The 16,751-nt window shown below is 52.8% G+C and carries 14 protein-coding genes; 11 read left to right on the forward strand and 3 right to left on the reverse strand.

What is annotated here, in order from left to right; genetic code table 11:
* Positions 1-71: 71 nt before the first annotated feature.
* From HU175_RS24180 to HU175_RS24190, 3 genes are all read left to right on the forward strand, one after another.
* Positions 72-1,268 carry a hypothetical protein gene (locus tag HU175_RS24180; RefSeq protein WP_176569344.1) on the forward strand — a complete coding sequence of 399 codons (1,197 nt, stop codon included), beginning with the start codon at positions 72-74 and terminating at the stop codon, positions 1,266-1,268.
* The gene (locus HU175_RS24185; protein ID WP_228724262.1) at positions 1,265-2,953 is read left to right on the forward strand and encodes a hypothetical protein; all 1,689 of its coding nucleotides are present in this window, start codon (positions 1,265-1,267) and stop codon (positions 2,951-2,953) included. Before HU175_RS24180 ends, HU175_RS24185 begins: the two co-directional genes overlap by 4 nt.
* Positions 2,954-3,171: 218 nt before the next feature.
* Positions 3,172-4,122 carry a sugar phosphate isomerase/epimerase family protein gene (locus HU175_RS24190; protein ID WP_176569012.1) on the forward strand — a complete coding sequence of 317 codons (951 nt, stop codon included), beginning with the start codon at positions 3,172-3,174 and terminating at the stop codon, positions 4,120-4,122.
* 1 nt (position 4,123) lies between these two features.
* On the opposite strand, the gene HU175_RS24195 is transcribed toward HU175_RS24190, so the two are convergent.
* On the reverse strand, positions 4,124-5,257 hold the full coding sequence (locus HU175_RS24195) for an App1 family protein (protein ID WP_176569013.1): 1,134 nt from the start codon (positions 5,255-5,257) through the stop codon (positions 4,124-4,126).
* 188 nt (positions 5,258-5,445) lie between these two features.
* Between HU175_RS24195 and HU175_RS24200 the strand changes: the two genes are divergently transcribed.
* From HU175_RS24200 to gldD, 7 genes are all read left to right on the forward strand, one after another.
* Positions 5,446-5,826 (forward strand): Rid family detoxifying hydrolase, encoded by a 381-nt coding sequence (locus tag HU175_RS24200; RefSeq protein WP_176569014.1) that lies wholly within the window; start codon positions 5,446-5,448, stop codon positions 5,824-5,826.
* An 82-nt stretch (positions 5,827-5,908) separates the two neighbouring features.
* Positions 5,909-7,450, forward strand: a complete 1,542-nt coding sequence (gene gltX / locus HU175_RS24205) for a glutamate--tRNA ligase (RefSeq protein WP_176569015.1) — start codon at positions 5,909-5,911, stop codon at positions 7,448-7,450.
* Positions 7,451-7,591: 141 nt separating this feature from the next.
* On the forward strand, positions 7,592-7,897 hold the full coding sequence (locus HU175_RS24210) for a hypothetical protein (RefSeq protein WP_176569016.1): 306 nt from the start codon (positions 7,592-7,594) through the stop codon (positions 7,895-7,897).
* 37 nt (positions 7,898-7,934) lie between these two features.
* On the forward strand, positions 7,935-8,714 hold the full coding sequence (locus HU175_RS24215) for a TIGR00266 family protein (protein WP_176569017.1): 780 nt from the start codon (positions 7,935-7,937) through the stop codon (positions 8,712-8,714).
* Between the two features lie 89 nt (positions 8,715-8,803).
* On the forward strand, positions 8,804-9,550 hold the full coding sequence (locus HU175_RS24220; protein ID WP_176569018.1) for a hypothetical protein: 747 nt from the start codon (positions 8,804-8,806) through the stop codon (positions 9,548-9,550).
* Between the two features lie 77 nt (positions 9,551-9,627).
* Positions 9,628-9,918 (forward strand): hypothetical protein, encoded by a 291-nt coding sequence (locus tag HU175_RS24225; protein ID WP_176569019.1) that lies wholly within the window; start codon positions 9,628-9,630, stop codon positions 9,916-9,918.
* A gap of 114 nt (positions 9,919-10,032) precedes the next feature.
* Positions 10,033-10,620 carry a gliding motility lipoprotein GldD gene (gldD, locus tag HU175_RS24230; protein WP_176569020.1) on the forward strand — a complete coding sequence of 196 codons (588 nt, stop codon included), beginning with the start codon at positions 10,033-10,035 and terminating at the stop codon, positions 10,618-10,620.
* 15 nt (positions 10,621-10,635) lie between these two features.
* On the opposite strand, the gene HU175_RS24235 is transcribed toward gldD, so the two are convergent.
* Positions 10,636-11,658 (reverse strand): MlaD family protein, encoded by a 1,023-nt coding sequence (locus HU175_RS24235; protein ID WP_176569021.1) that lies wholly within the window; start codon positions 11,656-11,658, stop codon positions 10,636-10,638.
* Between the two features lie 177 nt (positions 11,659-11,835).
* Positions 11,836-12,666: an N-acetylmuramoyl-L-alanine amidase gene (locus HU175_RS24240; RefSeq protein WP_176569022.1), complete on the reverse strand. Its 831-nt coding sequence runs from the start codon at positions 12,664-12,666 to the stop codon at positions 11,836-11,838.
* Between the two features lie 209 nt (positions 12,667-12,875).
* On the opposite strand from HU175_RS24240, the gene HU175_RS24245 reads away from it, so the two are divergent.
* Entirely contained in the window at positions 12,876-16,736 is a 3,861-nt protein-coding gene (locus tag HU175_RS24245) for a putative LPS assembly protein LptD (RefSeq protein WP_228724263.1), read from the forward strand.
* Positions 16,737-16,751 lie beyond the last annotated feature (15 nt).

Consider the following 16,751-nt stretch of genomic DNA (forward strand, 5'->3'; position numbering starts at 1 on the left):
CTCAATCAGCTTTTGTCGCTATGCAGACAGCCCTCCCCCGCACCCATAGCCTGCCCCCCAACCCGCACACCATGCGTCCGGCGGATTCGCCAACGATTACCTCAATCACCTCAGTTCCCGTCTATGTCTACGCCATTGTCTTTGCGTCGCTCTGCGTGGTCTGGGGCCTGCTCTGGGACATTATGTGGCATATGAGCATCGGCCGGGATGGCCTGTTTGCCCCGCCCCACCTGGTTATCTACGTAGGCGCTGTTGTATCGGGCCTGTTTTCGGGTTACCAGATTCTTCGTTTGACGCTTCAGAAAAACAACCCCGAACGGGCCGGAGCGGTACGTTTCTGGGGGGTGTTCTACGCGCCACTGGGTGCTATGTTCTGCGTCTGGGGGGCACTGGCCATGCTGACCTCGGCGCCGTTTGATGACTGGTGGCATAATACCTTTGGCCTCGATGTGCAGATACTGACCCCACCGCACACCATCCTGGCAGTTGGCATTATGGTGCTCCAGTTCGGGGCTATGGTTGGCGTACTGGCCCCGCAGAATCAGATTACCCAGGATTCGGAAAACCAGTCAACGAATAGAGTACTGAAGATACTGTTTGCCGTTGCGGCCGGACTGGTACTATGCACGCTGTTCACCCTGCTTGCCGAGACGCTTACCAAGAGCCGGTCGCATCAGTCAACCTACTACCTCTTTGCGGCCATCATCTTTCCGTTCTTTCTGCTGGCGGTTGGGCGAGCGTCGAAGCTGCGTTACCCGATTACAGTCATCACGGCGATTTATATGCTCGCTATGTTGATTCCGAACTGGGTACTGCCTCTTTTTCCGGCTACACCCAGATTAGGGCCGATTATCAATCCAATCACCCACTATCAGGCGTTTATGTTTCCCGTGGTCCTGGTTGTTCCAGGATTCTTCCTGGACAAGCTACTGCATCGATTCGACAACTCGGCAAATTCACGAAGGATCAACGACTGGTGGCTGGCCGTGCTGGCTGGTGTCGTTTTTATGATTCCGTTACTCGCCGTCCAGTGGCCCTTCGGCGAATTTCTGCACACGTCGCCCAATGCCCGAAACTGGTTTTTCCTGAGCGAATCCTGGTCTTATTCCAACGATCCCGACTGGAAATACCGCTACGCTTTCGCGCCCTATCGTTTGCAGACTCCCGCTGGTTTTCTGATGGGCTTTGGTAAAGCCATTCTGCTCGCGATGGTGTCGGCGCGGGTAGGTTTGTTTTGGGGAAACTGGATGAAACGAGTACAGCGATGAAACACTATTTCGATCAGGTATTCAGCATGATTAGGCAGCCTGGCACGCTCCTTCTTACATTTCTTCTGCTAAGCAACTCGCTGGTTTTTGCCCATGTTGGCAGTGCTGGCGTTATCGTGCAGAAAAAGGCGGGGCCGTACCAACTGCTCGTTAGCGTCATGCCGCCCGACGTAGTACCTGGTACAGCTACCGTAACGGTTTTTGTTGAACAGGGGCGCGTTAGTTCCATTCAGGCCCGCCCGATCTACTTCAACTCCGGCGAAGAAGGAGCGCCTACCCATGACGTATTAACGGCTCTGGGCGGCAACCGCTACGAAGGCGTTGTCTGGCTCATGGACTCCGGCTCGTCCAGCGTTCAGTTAGCCATTGACGGCCCTGATGGAAAAGCGCAGGTCGTTGTTCCGCTGATGTCGGTAGCCACGGCGCAGCGTGATATGCCGGTCGGAACGGGTTTCATATTGGCTGCATTAGGTCTGCTCCTGGTTATCATGATGATTACGATCATCGGAGCCAGTAATGCCGATGGCATCGTTCCGCCAGGGCAGCAATTGCCCAAAACGTTCCGACGCCGACGGCTGGTTGGTATGAGTATCGGAACGGTTGTGCTGGCGTTGATGCTGACGGGCTGGCGTTCGTGGTGGGTTAGATCCGCCGAAAACTACCGGACTGAGCAGCTCTATCAACCCATGCCGATTCAAACGTCAGTCAGAGGTATTGGTCCGCAGCGGCAGCTGACGATTCAGTTCGATACCACTGGCTTTGCGCATAACTGGCAGAAACGGCGGGCGGTCAGCTACGTATTGCCTGACCACGGCAAGCTAATGCACGCGTTTCTTGTCCGAATGCCAGCCCTCGACGCCTTCGCTCATCTCCACCCCAACCGGCGCGATACGCTGAATTACGACGCGACGCTTCCTGCTTTGCCGGGTGGCAAGTATTTGCTATATGCCGATGTCGTGTATCGCAGCGGTTACGCCGAAACCCTGACTGATACGCTTATTATTCCCGCGTCCACCGCGACGGCTCTCGCTACGTCGAAGCCATCCGATCCGGACGATAGCTGGCTCGTAGCCGAACCAATGGGCGTCAAAGCCAATGCAGTGAATGTACCGCATCTGGACAATGACATGGTGGTTTGTGGCAAACCCAGTGCCAGCGTAACGCTAGCTGACGGCTCGACCATGCTCTGGACTGATAAACCCAGTAAAGTTCTGGAGTCGGGGAAATTGTACACGCTGAAATTTGCCGTGGCGGATGCGCAGGGAAAAGCGGCTCCGCTGGAACCGTATCTCGGCATGGGTGGTCACGCGGCTATTCTCCGCTCGGACGGCTCGGTTTATATCCACCTGCACCCCGTTGGGACGTACTCGATGGCAGCCGAAGGCTCGCTTACCAGCCGCATTGCCGACACCAGCCGAACGTTTCATTATCCCAACGCCAGCCGATTCCGGGATAGCATTGACACCTACGTAGCGCGGCTTAAAACACTGCCGGAGGCCGAGAAAAACAAGCTTCTAATGGCCAGTATGCCCGAGATGAACCACACTATGGCAGTCAACAACATGGTGCAGTTTCCCTACGCGTTTCCCAAAGCCGGCCATTACCGCATCTGGGTCCAGGTGAAACGTAACGGGCAGGTGCTGACGGGCGTTTTCGATACACAGGTTGACGATCCGTTGATGTAAATAATCCGGCAGAACCAACGCCAACTCCGGTAGATTTGATTGCGCACAGTAGCAAAAAACATGGTCCGAAGTCTTAACGCTACCAACCGAATAGAGAGAAATCGAAACGTTACCAACATTCCACCAAACCCGCCTGATCAGTAGAATAAGGCTTCTTTTTAATTTATCGTACTGCAACCGGGCCTTTCTGTAATCCAAACAGCCCGCCGATTCTCTTCATGACTACACGCTTCTCCCGTCGGCAGGCGCTGACTGCTTTAGGTTCCTTACTGGGTGCTTCAGCCATTTCTACCTTACCCGCATCAACCGTTGCCGCTGCTCCGACAGCACCCGCGCCGTTCACGCTCTGCCTGAACATGAGTACTATCCGGGGGCACAAACTCGGTTTGGTGAAGGAACTGGAGACAGCCGCCAAAGCGGGTTTCCCGGCCGTCGAGATCTGGATTGATTCGTTGCAGGAATACCTGAAAAACGGCGGCACAACGGCGGAACTGAAAAAACGGCTGACCGATCTGAACGTTCGGGTAGAGAACGCCATCGGCTTTGCCCCTTGGATTGTGGAGGATGACAGTGCCCGTCGGAAAGGCGTCGATCAGCTCAGGCAGGAAATGGAGCTACTGGCGCAGATTGGTTGTAAACGTATTGCAACGCCCCCCATTGGCGCCCAAGCCCCTGATGCGTCCATTGTCGAGTTGCCAAAAGTGGCCGAACGCTATCGCCAGATTCTGGAACTAAGCGATCAGACGGGCGTTGTGCCGCAGCTTGAACTCTGGGGTTTTTCCAAAAACCTGAACAAGCTGAGCGAGGTCATGTACGTAGCCATCGAAAGCGGCCACCCCTCCGCCCGGCTTCTGCTCGATGTGTATCACCTCTATAAAGGCGGCTCCAGCCTGGCGAGTCTGCCGCTGGTGGGCAAACCCGCCATTGAGATTTTCCACGTTAACGATTATCTCGCCAACATGCCCCGACAAACCATTACCGATGCAGATCGGGTCTTTCCGGGCGATGGAGTTGCGCCTATCAAGGATATTCTGAAGCAGATCAAACGTACCGATCGGCCCGTCATTCTTTCGCTGGAAGTGTTCAACAAAACGTATTACGCGCAGGACGCTCAGACGATTGCAAACACGGCCATTACAAAGATGAAGGCAATGATCGCCGGCGTTTAAGCTATTCCTTATCCGCCTGCCGGTCGGCCCGGATTTCGGGGATGGTGTCGGGATCGATCAGGCCAAGAGTTGCCGCGTGTTCGGCCGCTTCAACCGTATCGGCCACCAGCAGCATAGGTACGTCGAAGGCACTGGTCGTTTGGATCAACTCCCGCACGGCTTCGTCGCGCCGGTCTTCGGTCGATACGTCGCGGATATAAATGGCTTTGATGCGACCGGGGTTGTCGCGCACGACCTGCGCGTAAATTTCTGGATCCTGCTGCCCACTATCGCCAATGAGCACGAAGGGCAGCTGCGGGTTCACGTCCAGCACTTTCCGGATCATTGCCAGCTTGTGCGTATGATGCGACTGCGACGAAAGCAGCGACGGATCAAAACCCAGATCGCGCAGCAAAATAGGTCCTTTCGGAATACCCTGAATCCGGAAAAAATCGATCAGCAGATCGTACAGATTCCATGGGCTGCTCGACACGAAATACAGTGGGTTGAACAACGTAGTGACCGGTCCGCTCTGCAACGCCCGATAGAAAGCCGCTACGCCCGCAAAAGGCAACCGGGTGTACGCATTTCCCAGGAACGTCAGCCGGGCCGTTTGCAGCAGACTTGTTGCCCCCGTTACCAGCACCGTGTCGTCAATATCCGAGATGATACCAAACTGACTGTAGGTTGGCGAGACCATCAGGTGGCCGTCTTTAAAAACAGGCTCGCCAGTTGTCGGCTGGGTTATACCCTCCAGCGAGTACCGCACTGGAAACCAGGCCCGGCCGGGCGGCAGGTCATTGGGCGGGTTGATGGTTACCTCAAAATAGCCTTCTTCATCAGTTACCGTCGTGTGCGACTGGTCAAATGCCTCGACTCGAACCGTAACACCAGGTACTTCGTCACTCTCGAACCGCTGGTACGTTGCCAATAGATTCTGCCAGAACGTATCGTTATCGGAAGGCGTACTCAGATCCCGTTCGCGCAGCACCCGGCCTTTAAGCCAGACAGCTGTGGGGCTACCAAATCCGCGGTAATAGACAATTCGATACGGTTTGTTTTTATCAAGTCGGCCAAATAATCTGTTCTTAAGCCGATCAAACTGCTGTTCGGCCTCCGCCGATGTGTTAACCAAAAAATCCTTCCAGGTAGTCATATAACTCCGTTTTCTGCCGATTAACGACCTTTTTAACCCCGACTGCTTTCTGCCTCACTCCTGGCTGAATCGGGACATTTGAACCGCTGTAGGTTTGTTGGACCGCCGAAGCGGTGGTAACTTGCGGGCACAATTTTCAGTCAGCCGGTTCGAGCACGTTCCTGCTGATTGACTCACCAAAAGAAGCAATGAGCAAGCAAATTGTTTTTACCGAAAAAGCCCCCGCGGCTATCGGGCCATATAGTCAGGCCGTTAAAGTAACTATCGCTTCGCCAGCGAGCATGTTGTTCGTATCGGGTCAGATTGCGCTGGATGCAGCGGCTACGGGCAACATTCAGGCCGAGACGCAGCAGGTGATGGAAAACATCGGCGAAATTCTGAAGGCAGCCGGTCTGAACTATTCAAACATCGTGAAGGCCAGCATTTTCGTGAAAGACATGAATAACTTCGCAGCCATCAACGAAGTATACGGTCGTTTCTTCCTGTCGGAGCCACCCGCCCGCGAAACGGTCGAAGTCGCCCGTCTCCCCAAAGACGTCAATGTTGAAATTTCTGTAATAGCGATCTAAAGAGTGAAAGAGCGAAAGAATGAAAGAGTGATTGTTTATCGCATTCACTCATTCGCTCATTCGCTCATTCGCCATTATTCTTATGTCCCAACCTGTTCGTGTCCGGTTTGCGCCTAGTCCAACCGGGCCGCTGCACATTGGCGGAGTACGTACCGCCCTATACAATTACCTGTTCGCCCGGAAGATGGGTGGTCAGATGCTGCTACGTATTGAAGATACGGATCAGAACCGCTTCGTGCCCGGTGCCGAAGATTATATCCTGGAAGCCCTGAAATGGGTGGGCATTACCATCGACGAAGGACAGGGAACCGGTGGCCCCCATGCGCCGTACCGCCAGTCCGAACGTAAAGACATTTACCGTCAGGAAGCTGAGCGGCTCGTGTCGGAAGGGAAAGCCTATTACGCCTTCGATACGGCCGAGGAACTGGATGCCATGCGGAAGCGGCTTGAAGAAGCGAATGCGCCCGCTGCGCAGTATAACTCCATTACGCGGATGCAGATGCGCAACTCACTGACGATGTCATCAGAGGACGTAAAAGCGCGCATGGATGCCGGTGATCCCTACGTTATCCGCCTGAAAACGCCCCGCAAGGAAGAAGTTCGGCTGAACGACCTTATTCGCGGTTGGGTGAATGTGCATTCATCAGCCATTGACGACAAGGTCCTGCTCAAATCAGACGGGTTGCCTACGTATCACCTGGCCAACATTGTGGACGACCACCTGATGGGCATTACCCATGTAATTCGGGGCGAAGAATGGTTACCGTCGGCCCCCTTGCACGTACTGCTATATCGCTACCTGGGTTGGGAAGATACCATGCCGCAGTTTGCTCACCTGCCCCTGTTGTTAAAGCCAGAAGGCAACGGTAAACTTAGCAAACGCGACGCCGATCTGGGCGGTTTCCCAGTGTTTCCGCTGGAGTGGAAAGATCCCTTTACGGGCAACGTAGCACGCGGCTTCCGCGAGGACGGTTACCTACCCGAAGCTACGGTTAATTTCCTGGCTTTGCTGGGCTGGAACCCCGGTACTGAACAGGAGTTATTCACGATGGACGAACTGATCGCCAGTTTCGACATCAGCCAGGTGCACAAAGCTGGTGCGCGCTTTGATATTCAGAAAGCACAGTGGTTCAACCACCAGTATATCCGTGAACAGCCGGATGCTACGTTAGCGCCCGCCGTTCAGCAGCAGGCCGAAGCCGCAGGGTTTGCCTGCTCGCTGGAGAAAGCCGAGAAAATTACCGCCCTGCTGAAAGGACGTGTCAACTTCGCCCACGAAATTTTCGGCGAAGCGGCTACCATCTTCTACGCCCCAACGGCCTACGATGAAACCGTAGTAGCCGCCAAGTGGAATGCAGATGCCGTTAAAGCCGTCACTGCTTTCCACGATGCCCTACAATCGTTTGAGGATAGCTTTATAGCCGATGACATTAAACATCTATTGTCGGATACGATGCAGCAGGCGGGTATCAAACAAGGCAAAATCATGCAGGCCCTGCGTGTAGCCCTGACGGGGCTTGGTGCAGGGCCAGACCTGATGCTAACCATGGAAATCATTGGCAAAGACGAAACCATCAGTCGCTTGAATAAGGCACTCAATACGCTAAAAACGCCGACTAACTAGAATTTTGACCGTTGACAAAACGGACCATTGCCCGACCTTTCCAAACGATTACTTTTGGCAGGTCGGGCATTTTTTTCGAGCTTTCCGTAACTCATTCAGCCCAGCAGGGTTTTGAGTAACAACAGTATTTGAACTACGACTATGGCTAAGAAAAAAATAAACCCCGACGAAAACGAGAAACCCCGCGTCCATAAGGAACTCGAAGGCTTCGATATTCAGATCAACTCGTTTGGCGAGATCACCACGAGTTTCGATATTGACAAGATCAACCAGTTTCTGAATAAGACGGTCGATGATAAAAAACTGCGGCACCGGACCGACCTGAATTTAAAAGGTGATCCGGAACCCGACGACCAAACGGACAAAGAATCGGACGATGAACTGAACCTTGACGACGAGGACATCGACATGGACGAAACGCCAAAAAAAGCGCCAAAACGGCGCTGATACGCATAAAATTACCCTTCCTCTAACCATTTTTACCATGTACTCCCACGAGATCGATTACAAAATTATTGGTGAAGACATTCAGATTGTTGAGGTCGAACTAGACCCCAACGAGACCGTAGTTGCCGAAGCTGGTGCCATGCTCTACATGGAAGATGGCATCCAGTTTGAAACCAAAATGGGCGACGGCTCCCAGCCCGATCAGGGGTTTATGGGTAAGATTTTCCAGGCGGGTTCCCGGCTGATTACAGGCGAGTCGCTCTTTATGACCCACTTCACCAACCGGGGTTATGGCAAACGGAAGGTAGCGTTCTCAGCTCCCTACCCAGGCACGATCATGCCGATTAACCTGGCAAACGTGTACGGAAATACGCTGATCGTGCAGAAAGATGCGTTTCTGTGTGCGGCATTGGGTACTAAACTGAGCATTCAGTTTAACCAGCGGCTGGGATCCGGTTTCTTCGGGGGCGAAGGCTTCATCCTGCAGAAAGTACAGGGCGACGGCATGGCCTTTGTTCATGCTGGGGGCGTCGTGATTGAACGTACGCTCAACAACGAGATGCTACGTGTCGATACAGGCTGCGTGGTCGGTTTTGAGCCTAGTATTAATTTTGATATTCAACGGGCTGGTGGCCTGCGCAGCATGGTATTTGGTGGCGAGGGTTTATTCCTTGCTACGTTGCGGGGCAGCGGTAAAGTCTGGATTCAGTCGATGCCGATCTCAAAACTGGTACAGCGGCTCTCGCCTACCGGTGGTCAGGCCCATAAAGAAGGAGGTTCGGTATTGGGTCAGCTAGGTAATCTCTTTGAGGATTAATCGATCATGATTTAATAATAAAGCCTGCCTAAATGATGAGTTTAGGGCGGGCTTTTTCTTTTTCCACTCAGCACCTGTTCAACTAAATCATGACAAAATTTCTTCTACCAGTAATCCTGTGTACAAGTCTCTTTTCTGTTAACGCTCAGGATTCTACTTACACAAAAGCCCGGATTGGCGTTCGTATCTCGTCAGATATCAGTCTCTTGAACAACAAAAGCCTTGGTATCCTCCAGCAGCAGTTTCAGCAGACTGGCGTTGACGCATCTGGCATAGGGAATCGTTTTGTGACAACCGCTCTATCGCTTGTTAGAGACAGACAGAAAGTTCTGACTGAGAGTCGAATTTTGTACGTTAATTCGAATACTGTTGACCCCACAACCACGAATACTGACAAAAGCGTTGTTTTTTATGGCTTTGGCTTTGGCGGAACCCAGACGTTTAAACTAGCTGATACCAAACGGTTTATGGTTGGCCCTACCGTAGGGGTCGATTTCATGTGGTACCGGCTCCGAATTCTACCCAAAGACCCTCAAAACCTAAATTTGTCAAACATCATCGCCAATCCAACTTATTACAGTACGGTACGGCTACGACAAGGTTTCTACACCAATCTCACCGGTGCAATCAGCGCCGATTACAAAACGGGTTGGCTAAAAAGCTTCTATGATGATTTCAGGGTAGGTGCGCGCGTTGGTTATCAGCTTCCGCTGGTTCGTAGTAAAACGTGGCGTTACGGCGATGGTACTGTCAACGAGCTGGCTAGTTTTCGTTCGAATATGCTCTTTGTACAGATCGGCGTAACGTTAGTTTCGAAGGTAACCAATCGAAATTGATAACCCGACTTGCCTTTATTCGCACCAAAAGTCAACTATTTTTGTTACACGGCCAGAAAACGAAAGTTTCTATTCGTATGGAAGTTATTTGCACAAACGACAATTTTCCCGCGCCGGTGCTGGCATTTTACGCTGAGTTTGGCGTGCAAACCCCCAAGCGCGATCAGCTTTATACCATCCGTCAGGTGAAGCGGCATACCACCGGCGATACGGGTGTGCTGCTGCAGGAAATTCAGAACCCCGAAGTTCCTGTTAAACACCCGGTTATGGGCGAGGTCTGGTTCGAACCTACGTTTAACGTGAATCGGTTCGCTACGTTGCTGGGTCAACCCGTGATGAAGGAAGAACTGGAAGACGTTAACGTTTAGCTTGTCTAGATACTAAACACGAGAAAAGCCCGGCACCAAAAGGCCGGGCTTTTTCGTTCTTTGCGTATCCGGCTCGCGCTGCCGGTCGTTTTCCAGTCAACTCGCCTAGATTCTGTGCTACGTTATTCACTTTTCCTGTTGCTTGGCCTTACAGCAGCTGCCTGCGGTGGCGGCTCGTCGGACAACTACGTCCCGAAACCGAAAGGATATCCCCGCATTGACCTACCTCCCCAGGAATACAAACAACTTGAGCCAACGCATCCGTATACTTTTGAATACAACAAAGCGGCCCGAATTCTGCCCGATAGTTTCGCCCGCTCGGAACCCGATTGGATTTTCATCAATTACCCCGCCTATCACGCCAGCGTTCAGTTGACGTACAAGCCGGTAAAAAACGACATCAACCGGCTGCGGGCTATGCTGGAAGATTCGTATAAGCTCGCATCCCGGCACCAAATCCGGGCTACGGCGATTGAGCAGCGGAAGATCCGGCTAAAGTCGGGGCTGGAAGCTAGCATTATTGATCTGGCGGGAGAGGTTCCCAGCCAGGTTCAGTTCGTTACGACTGATTCGACAAAGCACTTTCTGCGCGGGGCCCTGTATTTCAATACGGCTACGGAAAACGACTCCCTGCAGCCCGTTATTGATTACATTCGCAAGGACATTATCCACATGCTGAATACATTGAAATGGCGGAATTGACTTTCTGGTTAATAGCTAGCGCTGCTGGGTCGTATCAGCATCATAGGTTGTGACGGTTGTCACTGTCGTACTGACGGGGAGTGTCGGTACCCGGGTTACGGGTGGCGGTGGTGTCTTGTCTTTCTTACCAAATAGCGAGAAATGCACGTATCGTTTTGGGTTTTCGCGCAGATCGGTCAGTAAGCGTTCCAGGCTGGCTGTCGTACGGTTCACGTTTAGATAGAGCAGATCGTCGGAGGTGAGTTTGCCCAGCGAACCCTGTCCTTTGTTGATGTTGGCCAGCAGTTGCTGCAGGTTATCCACCGTTTTATTCACACTGCCCAGCGTCTGCTTCAGTTGAAGCGCCTGGAGCGAATCGGCAAACGTATCAGCCTTGGCCAGGATTGGCTTCAACTGTTGTTGCGTCTCAATCAATGATGCCGACAGTTTGTTTACGTTCGCCAGCGTGGTACGCAGGCCAGCACGATTTTCATCAATAGTCAGATCCAGCGTTTTCAGTCCGGCGTTGGCGCTACGTAGCGTTTGGTTTAACGTAACACCCGTCTGATCGAACTGGGCGACAATTCTGTTGAGCTGGTAAGTCAGCGAATCTACATTGTTCAATACCGGCAGCGTTTTTTCCCGGATCAGGGCCGACAGTGCCGATTCTTTAGCCGAAACCAGTGTATCACCGCTTTCCAGTTCCTGCCCCCGGGGATTGATACCCAGCCGGATCGCCTTGCCCCCCAGCAGTCCGTCATCAGCCAGTACTGCCCGGGTGCCCCGTGTAATGCGAATATCTTTGTTGATGTCCAGGGTGACCAGCAGTTTGTTTCCCTGATCCTGCAGAATGTCGATCCGGTCAACCTTACCGACCGCCAGCCCGTTGATCCGTACCGGATTAGACGTTGTCAGGCCGTCGATGGTACTATAAATAACTTTGTACTTGTGAGACGAAGAGAAGAAGTCGGTTCCCTTCAGAAAGTTGAATCCGAAGTAGAGCATCAGCAACGTAACAACGGCCAATAAACCAACTTTTACTTCCTGAGAAATTTTCATGCGTGTATGTAGTGAACAACCGTTGAGCTGCCCAAATCAATATGGCTGAACGTATAACCAACATTCGCGGCTATTTGTCTCAAAGAACCGCAAAAAGCTGCAAGCCATTACCTGCTAAAACAAAACGAGGAGAACCGGCCCGGTCCCCCTCGTTTCCTTTATCTGCTGTTAGTATTCTCAGCCAGCACTGTCAATTTCTTCTTTGTATTGCTCGAACGCCTTGTAGATGGCATTCGTGATTTGTTCCTGCCCCTCCTGTGTCATCAGGAACGCTTCCTCGGTCGGGTTTGTCAGGTAACCCGTTTCGATCAGCACGCTGGGCATAGTTGTGCGCCAGAGAACCAGAAACCCCGCCTGTTTTACACCCCGGCTGGTACGCTCGGCATTCCGGCGGAAACTCCGTTCTACTTTCTCAGCGAAGTTTATGCTGCTACCCATAAACGCGTGCTGATAATTAGCCAGCATAATATGCGCCAGTGGTGAGTTCGGGTTAAAGCCTTTATACGTCTGCTGATAGTTGTCCTCTTTCAGAATTACGGCATTTTCGCGTTTCGCTACGTCCAGGTTCCCTTCCGTTTTGTGCAGACCCATGGTGTAGGTTTCGGTACCATACACACGACTGGAGCTTGGGCTAGCGTTACAATGCAGCGAGATAAACAGATCGGCCCGATTTCTGTTGGCAATTGCCGAGCGCTCGGCCAGCTCGACAAAGTGATCGGAGGAGCGGGTATAGATAACGCGGACCTTCGGCATTTCCTGCTTGATCTTACGACCCAGTTGAAGCGCCAGTTTAAGCACGACCCAGGATTCCCGCGTCCGGCGCCCTACGCAGCCCGGATCTTTGCCGCCATGCCCCGCATCGATCACGACGGTACGTAGTTGCGTAGGCGAGCTGGTCTCGGTAGCCTCGGCTTCTGACCGACGCACCGTATCCTGAATCAGGGCATCCGGACCGGGAATAACCGTCAGTGCCAGCAATGGAATTGTCACCAGCAACAGGGTTGTCATTATTCCGGGAGTCGTTACCGGTAAATCAGTAGACGTTGATTTTAATTTTTTTAACAGGGGAAACAGTTTCAAAGCAATGAAGGGATAACTGTTCGTGAATAACTTTGTGGTACTATAAGCTTAACGGCCTTATAGCAAATGTAATTTTTTTGATAGAACAGAAAAAGGGATACTTTATTTTGCGGCCCTTCCGACTATACCCCATGTTGATGCGTCTTTCTTTTTGCCTTATCTGGCTCCTCTGCGCACTCAACGTACTGGGACAGAGCAACTCAACGCGTAAACCATCTGGTCAACAGACGGTTCCGGCTTCACAGACTGCCACAGTTTCTACGCCCAGGAAGGATTCATTACCAGCTTCGTCAACTAATCCCGCCAGCAGCGTAACCGAAGAGAGCGATCTGGAACGCCAGCTCAACCGCCGGTATTCGCGCCCGAACCGACTTGGTCCCAGCCCGAGCCGCCCGGAATCTATTTCACCCAGATTTGCCAAACCGGTCAGAAAAGATACAAACTCTACTCGTCAGGTCCAGTCCATTCCAGTCCAACGAGATCCGGGTAAGGTAAACACGACGGTCAAACCACCCCAAGTCACGGCCGGAACATCGTCGACGGTCATAACGCCAACTGAATCACGGACAGTAACAGCGCCCAAAGCTACGCCCGTGCCAATTACCGTGCCTGTTCAGGCAAGGCCGCAGGCAGTAAGCGCCACACCTACTAACACTCGTATTGCTCCCCCCCCGACGACAACACCCGCTCAGATAACGGCTCAGCCCCAATCAGCAACGGTAACGCCGGCGGGTTCACGAACCGTATCTCCAGCTAAAACGGGGGTTACACCGCCCCGAAGTACAACACCCGCTCAGGTAACCCCTCAACCAACAGCAAAACCGACGTCGGCAACAGTAACGCCGGCGGGTTCACGTACGGTCACGCCCGCCCAAACAGGACCTATTCCGGCGCAGGGCAGCGCACCGGTTCAGGCAAAACCGCTCCCGCAGGAGCCGGGTAAAGGGGGAATTCCACCCGCTACGGTACCAGCACAGCGCGTTCCGGACGCGCCGTCAGGAGCGCCATCCGGCAATTCGCCGGCTATGACGACCCCCGCGGGTAACCCGGCGTCGGGCAGCGCGCCGGCTAGTGCGACCACGACTGCACCAGCTTCGCAGACGACGACACCTCCACAGCGCGTCCTACAGCCGGGCATCGTTTCACCAAATATTGTTCAGCCACAGAGCCGGACCGCACTGAGCAGCGATACGTTACGGGTAACCGCGAAAGATTCGGCCGCTGCCGATTCGGCGAACTCGGCTGATGCGTTCAAAACGACAGTCAAGTATCAGGCAAAGGATTCAACCATTTACGCGGCCGACGGGCAGACCGTTGAGCTGTTCGGGGATGCCAGCGTCATCTACGGCGACATCTCCCTCAAAGCCGACTACATCCGGCTCAACTACCTCACCAATGAGGTTTATGCCCGTGGCCGCTTCGACTCTACGCAGAATAAGCTGATTGGCCGCCCTGTTTTTCAGGATGGCGAGGGGAAATACGACTCCAAGGAGATTCGCTATAACTTCAAATCGAAGAAAGGCAAGATTCAGGGCGTTATCACGCAGCAGGGGGAGGGAAATATCAGGGGGCAGAACGTCAAGAAAGACGACGAGGATAATCTCTACATCGGGAAAGCCATTTACACAACCTGTAACCTGGCGACTCCCCACTTCCACATCAATGCCAGCAAACTGAAAGTCATCCACAATAAACAGGTCGTTGCCGGGCCGTTTAACCTGGTCATCAACCAGATTCCGTTACCACTGGGATTGCCCTTTGGTTTTTTCCCATTTCCGAAACGGAAAGAGATTGGCGTGTCGGGAATTCTCATGCCGCAGTACGGTGAAGAGCCAAACGGACGTGGGTACTACCTGCGCGATGGCGGATATTACTGGGCGGTCAATGAAAACCTTGGTCTTCAGTTTAAGGGACAGATTTATTCCCGCGGCAGCTGGGGCGTAGGCGTATCATCGGCCTACAATAAACGGTACACATACAGCGGGGGCGTCAACCTGCAGTTTGCCCGCAACCGCACTGGTGACCCTGTCGACGTAACGCCGGCCCGTAACGATTTCTCCTTCACCTGGTCGCATACGCCGGTGCCGCGGGGACGGGGAAGTTTTTCCGCCAACGTAAACGTCAGCAGTAACAGCTATAATCAGATCAACGCTTATACCGGCACCAATGCTTATATTTCCAACGTAGCGGGATCGTCGGTTCAGTACAGCCGGACGCTTGGTCAATACGCCCGGGCAGGAGCTAATTTGCGCGTTAACCAGCAATTCGGGCAGTTGGATCCGGTTACAAACCGACGTGTGAACGGCAAAACGGACGTTTCGTCAGACTTCAACTTTGGTCTGAACCAGATAGCACCGTTCGCACTACGGGGTGGTTCGGGGCGCTGGTACGAAAGCTTCCGCTTTGGCCTGGACGTGAGCGGCTCGATTACGGTTAACAACACCATCCGGACGCAGGTGGACACAAGTGGACTGGGATTCCCGGTCATTACCCGACTAGCAGCGACTAACCCTGTCAAGCGGGCGCAGGACAGTGCAGATCGTGCCATAGCGCTTCGAACAGGTCAGATTCTTCAGGATCCAACGCTTATTCTGTTTAATCGGGACAACCTGGGTAAGCTCTGGGAAAACCGGCTGGTACAGGCGCGCTACAGCATTCCGATTACGCTGCCCAACATAAAACTGCTGCGATACATCAACGTTACGCCAGGTTTCTCGCTGCAGGGGAATATTTACACCAAGAAACTAAATTATGTGTACGTTCCTGGCCGCAACGGTGCGCGTGATTCCGTACGTGCCGACACGGCAAAAGGGTTTTTCCCTTCCTATAACTTCGCCGTTAATGCCAGTGTGAACACGCGTTTTTACGGCACGTATCAAATTAGGGGAAAACGGATCGATGCTATTCGCCATACGGTAGCGCCATCGATTTCATTCAGCTACGTACCCGATTTCACTAATCCGGCGTTTGGTCAGTTTGCAGTAATTGAGGGACCTCCGGGTTCTCAGATCAATAATCTTCCTCTTTATCGTCGTACGCTCTCTGTGTTTCGGGGCTTAAACGGTACGGGAAGCAGCGGCACCAGTACCCAGGCGGCCTTTGTCTCCTTCGGTATCGTAAACCAGCTGGAAATGAGAGTCCGAACCCGTAATGACTCGACGGGTAATGACTTCAAGAAGGTTCCGATCTTTGACAACATCAGCCTGAATGGTAGTTACAACTTCCTGGCCCCGGAGTATAAACTATCGCCAATTACGGTAAGCGCGAATACCCAGATTTTCAAGAACATCAGCTTTAACTTTTCATCGACATTCGACCCTTATGCTCAGGTAGCTTACGGAGGCACAGGCGTCTATGAGCTGGAAACGTATACTAACACTAGCTCTACGTTTACGCCTACGCCATTGACGTACTCCCCTGCGATTTTACGTGTCATTGATTATACAGGTCAGCAGTACGCTCGGGTTAATCGATTTGCCTACACCGAAGGCCAGGGAATTGCCCGATTGACTAATTTACAGGCATATCTGAGCGCCCGATTCGCTCCCAAACAGTCGCAGAAGCCCAAGACGAGCAATAACGCGACGGACGCCACGATGAAAGCAATCAATAATAACCCTGAGTTGTACGTTGATTTCAACATCCCCTGGTCGTTCAACGTTAGTTATACGTTCGGCTTGAACAAACTGACGCCGGAAGTATCACAGGTCCTTCAGGCACTGACACTAACCGGCGATCTGAGCTTGACACCGAAGTGGAAAATAACGATTAGTACGGGTTATGACTTCCAGTTCAAGAGCCCGACGCTGACAACCATCGGCATCAACCGCGATCTGCACTGCTGGGAAATGGCTTTCAACTGGACGCCCTACTCCGGCAGCAACATCCGTTCGGGAAACTACTCGTTCGATCTGCGGGCCCGCTCGTCGATTCTACAGGAGCTTAAGCTCAGCCGTCGTCGGAGTTTCTACGATACCGGCGGTTTCTACGGACGCTAATTGTTTTCGTTACAG

Origin of the sequence: Spirosoma sp. KUDC1026 (assembly GCF_013375035.1) — a bacterium.
Taxonomy (GTDB): domain Bacteria; phylum Bacteroidota; class Bacteroidia; order Cytophagales; family Spirosomataceae; genus Spirosoma.

Bases quoted from the DNA above. Each gene is read 5' to 3' on its own strand.
- HU175_RS24180 (WP_176569344.1), top strand. From the start codon at position 72: ATGCGTCCGGCGGATTCGCCAACGATTACCTCAATCACCTCAGTTCCC.
- HU175_RS24185 (WP_228724262.1), top strand. From the start codon at position 1,265: ATGAAACACTATTTCGATCAGGTATTCAGCATGATTAGGCAGCCTGGC.
- HU175_RS24190 (WP_176569012.1), top strand. From the start codon at position 3,172: ATGACTACACGCTTCTCCCGTCGGCAGGCGCTGACTGCTTTAGGTTCC.
- HU175_RS24195 (WP_176569013.1), bottom strand. From the start codon at position 5,257: ATGACTACCTGGAAGGATTTTTTGGTTAACACATCGGCGGAGGCCGAA.
- HU175_RS24200 (WP_176569014.1), top strand. From the start codon at position 5,446: ATGAGCAAGCAAATTGTTTTTACCGAAAAAGCCCCCGCGGCTATCGGG.
- gltX (WP_176569015.1), top strand. From the start codon at position 5,909: ATGTCCCAACCTGTTCGTGTCCGGTTTGCGCCTAGTCCAACCGGGCCG.
- HU175_RS24210 (WP_176569016.1), top strand. From the start codon at position 7,592: ATGGCTAAGAAAAAAATAAACCCCGACGAAAACGAGAAACCCCGCGTC.
- HU175_RS24215 (WP_176569017.1), top strand. From the start codon at position 7,935: ATGTACTCCCACGAGATCGATTACAAAATTATTGGTGAAGACATTCAG.
- HU175_RS24220 (WP_176569018.1), top strand. From the start codon at position 8,804: ATGACAAAATTTCTTCTACCAGTAATCCTGTGTACAAGTCTCTTTTCT.
- HU175_RS24225 (WP_176569019.1), top strand. From the start codon at position 9,628: ATGGAAGTTATTTGCACAAACGACAATTTTCCCGCGCCGGTGCTGGCA.
- HU175_RS24235 (WP_176569021.1), bottom strand. From the start codon at position 11,658: ATGAAAATTTCTCAGGAAGTAAAAGTTGGTTTATTGGCCGTTGTTACG.
- HU175_RS24240 (WP_176569022.1), bottom strand. From the start codon at position 12,666: ATGACAACCCTGTTGCTGGTGACAATTCCATTGCTGGCACTGACGGTT.
- HU175_RS24245 (WP_228724263.1), top strand. From the start codon at position 12,876: ATGCGTCTTTCTTTTTGCCTTATCTGGCTCCTCTGCGCACTCAACGTA.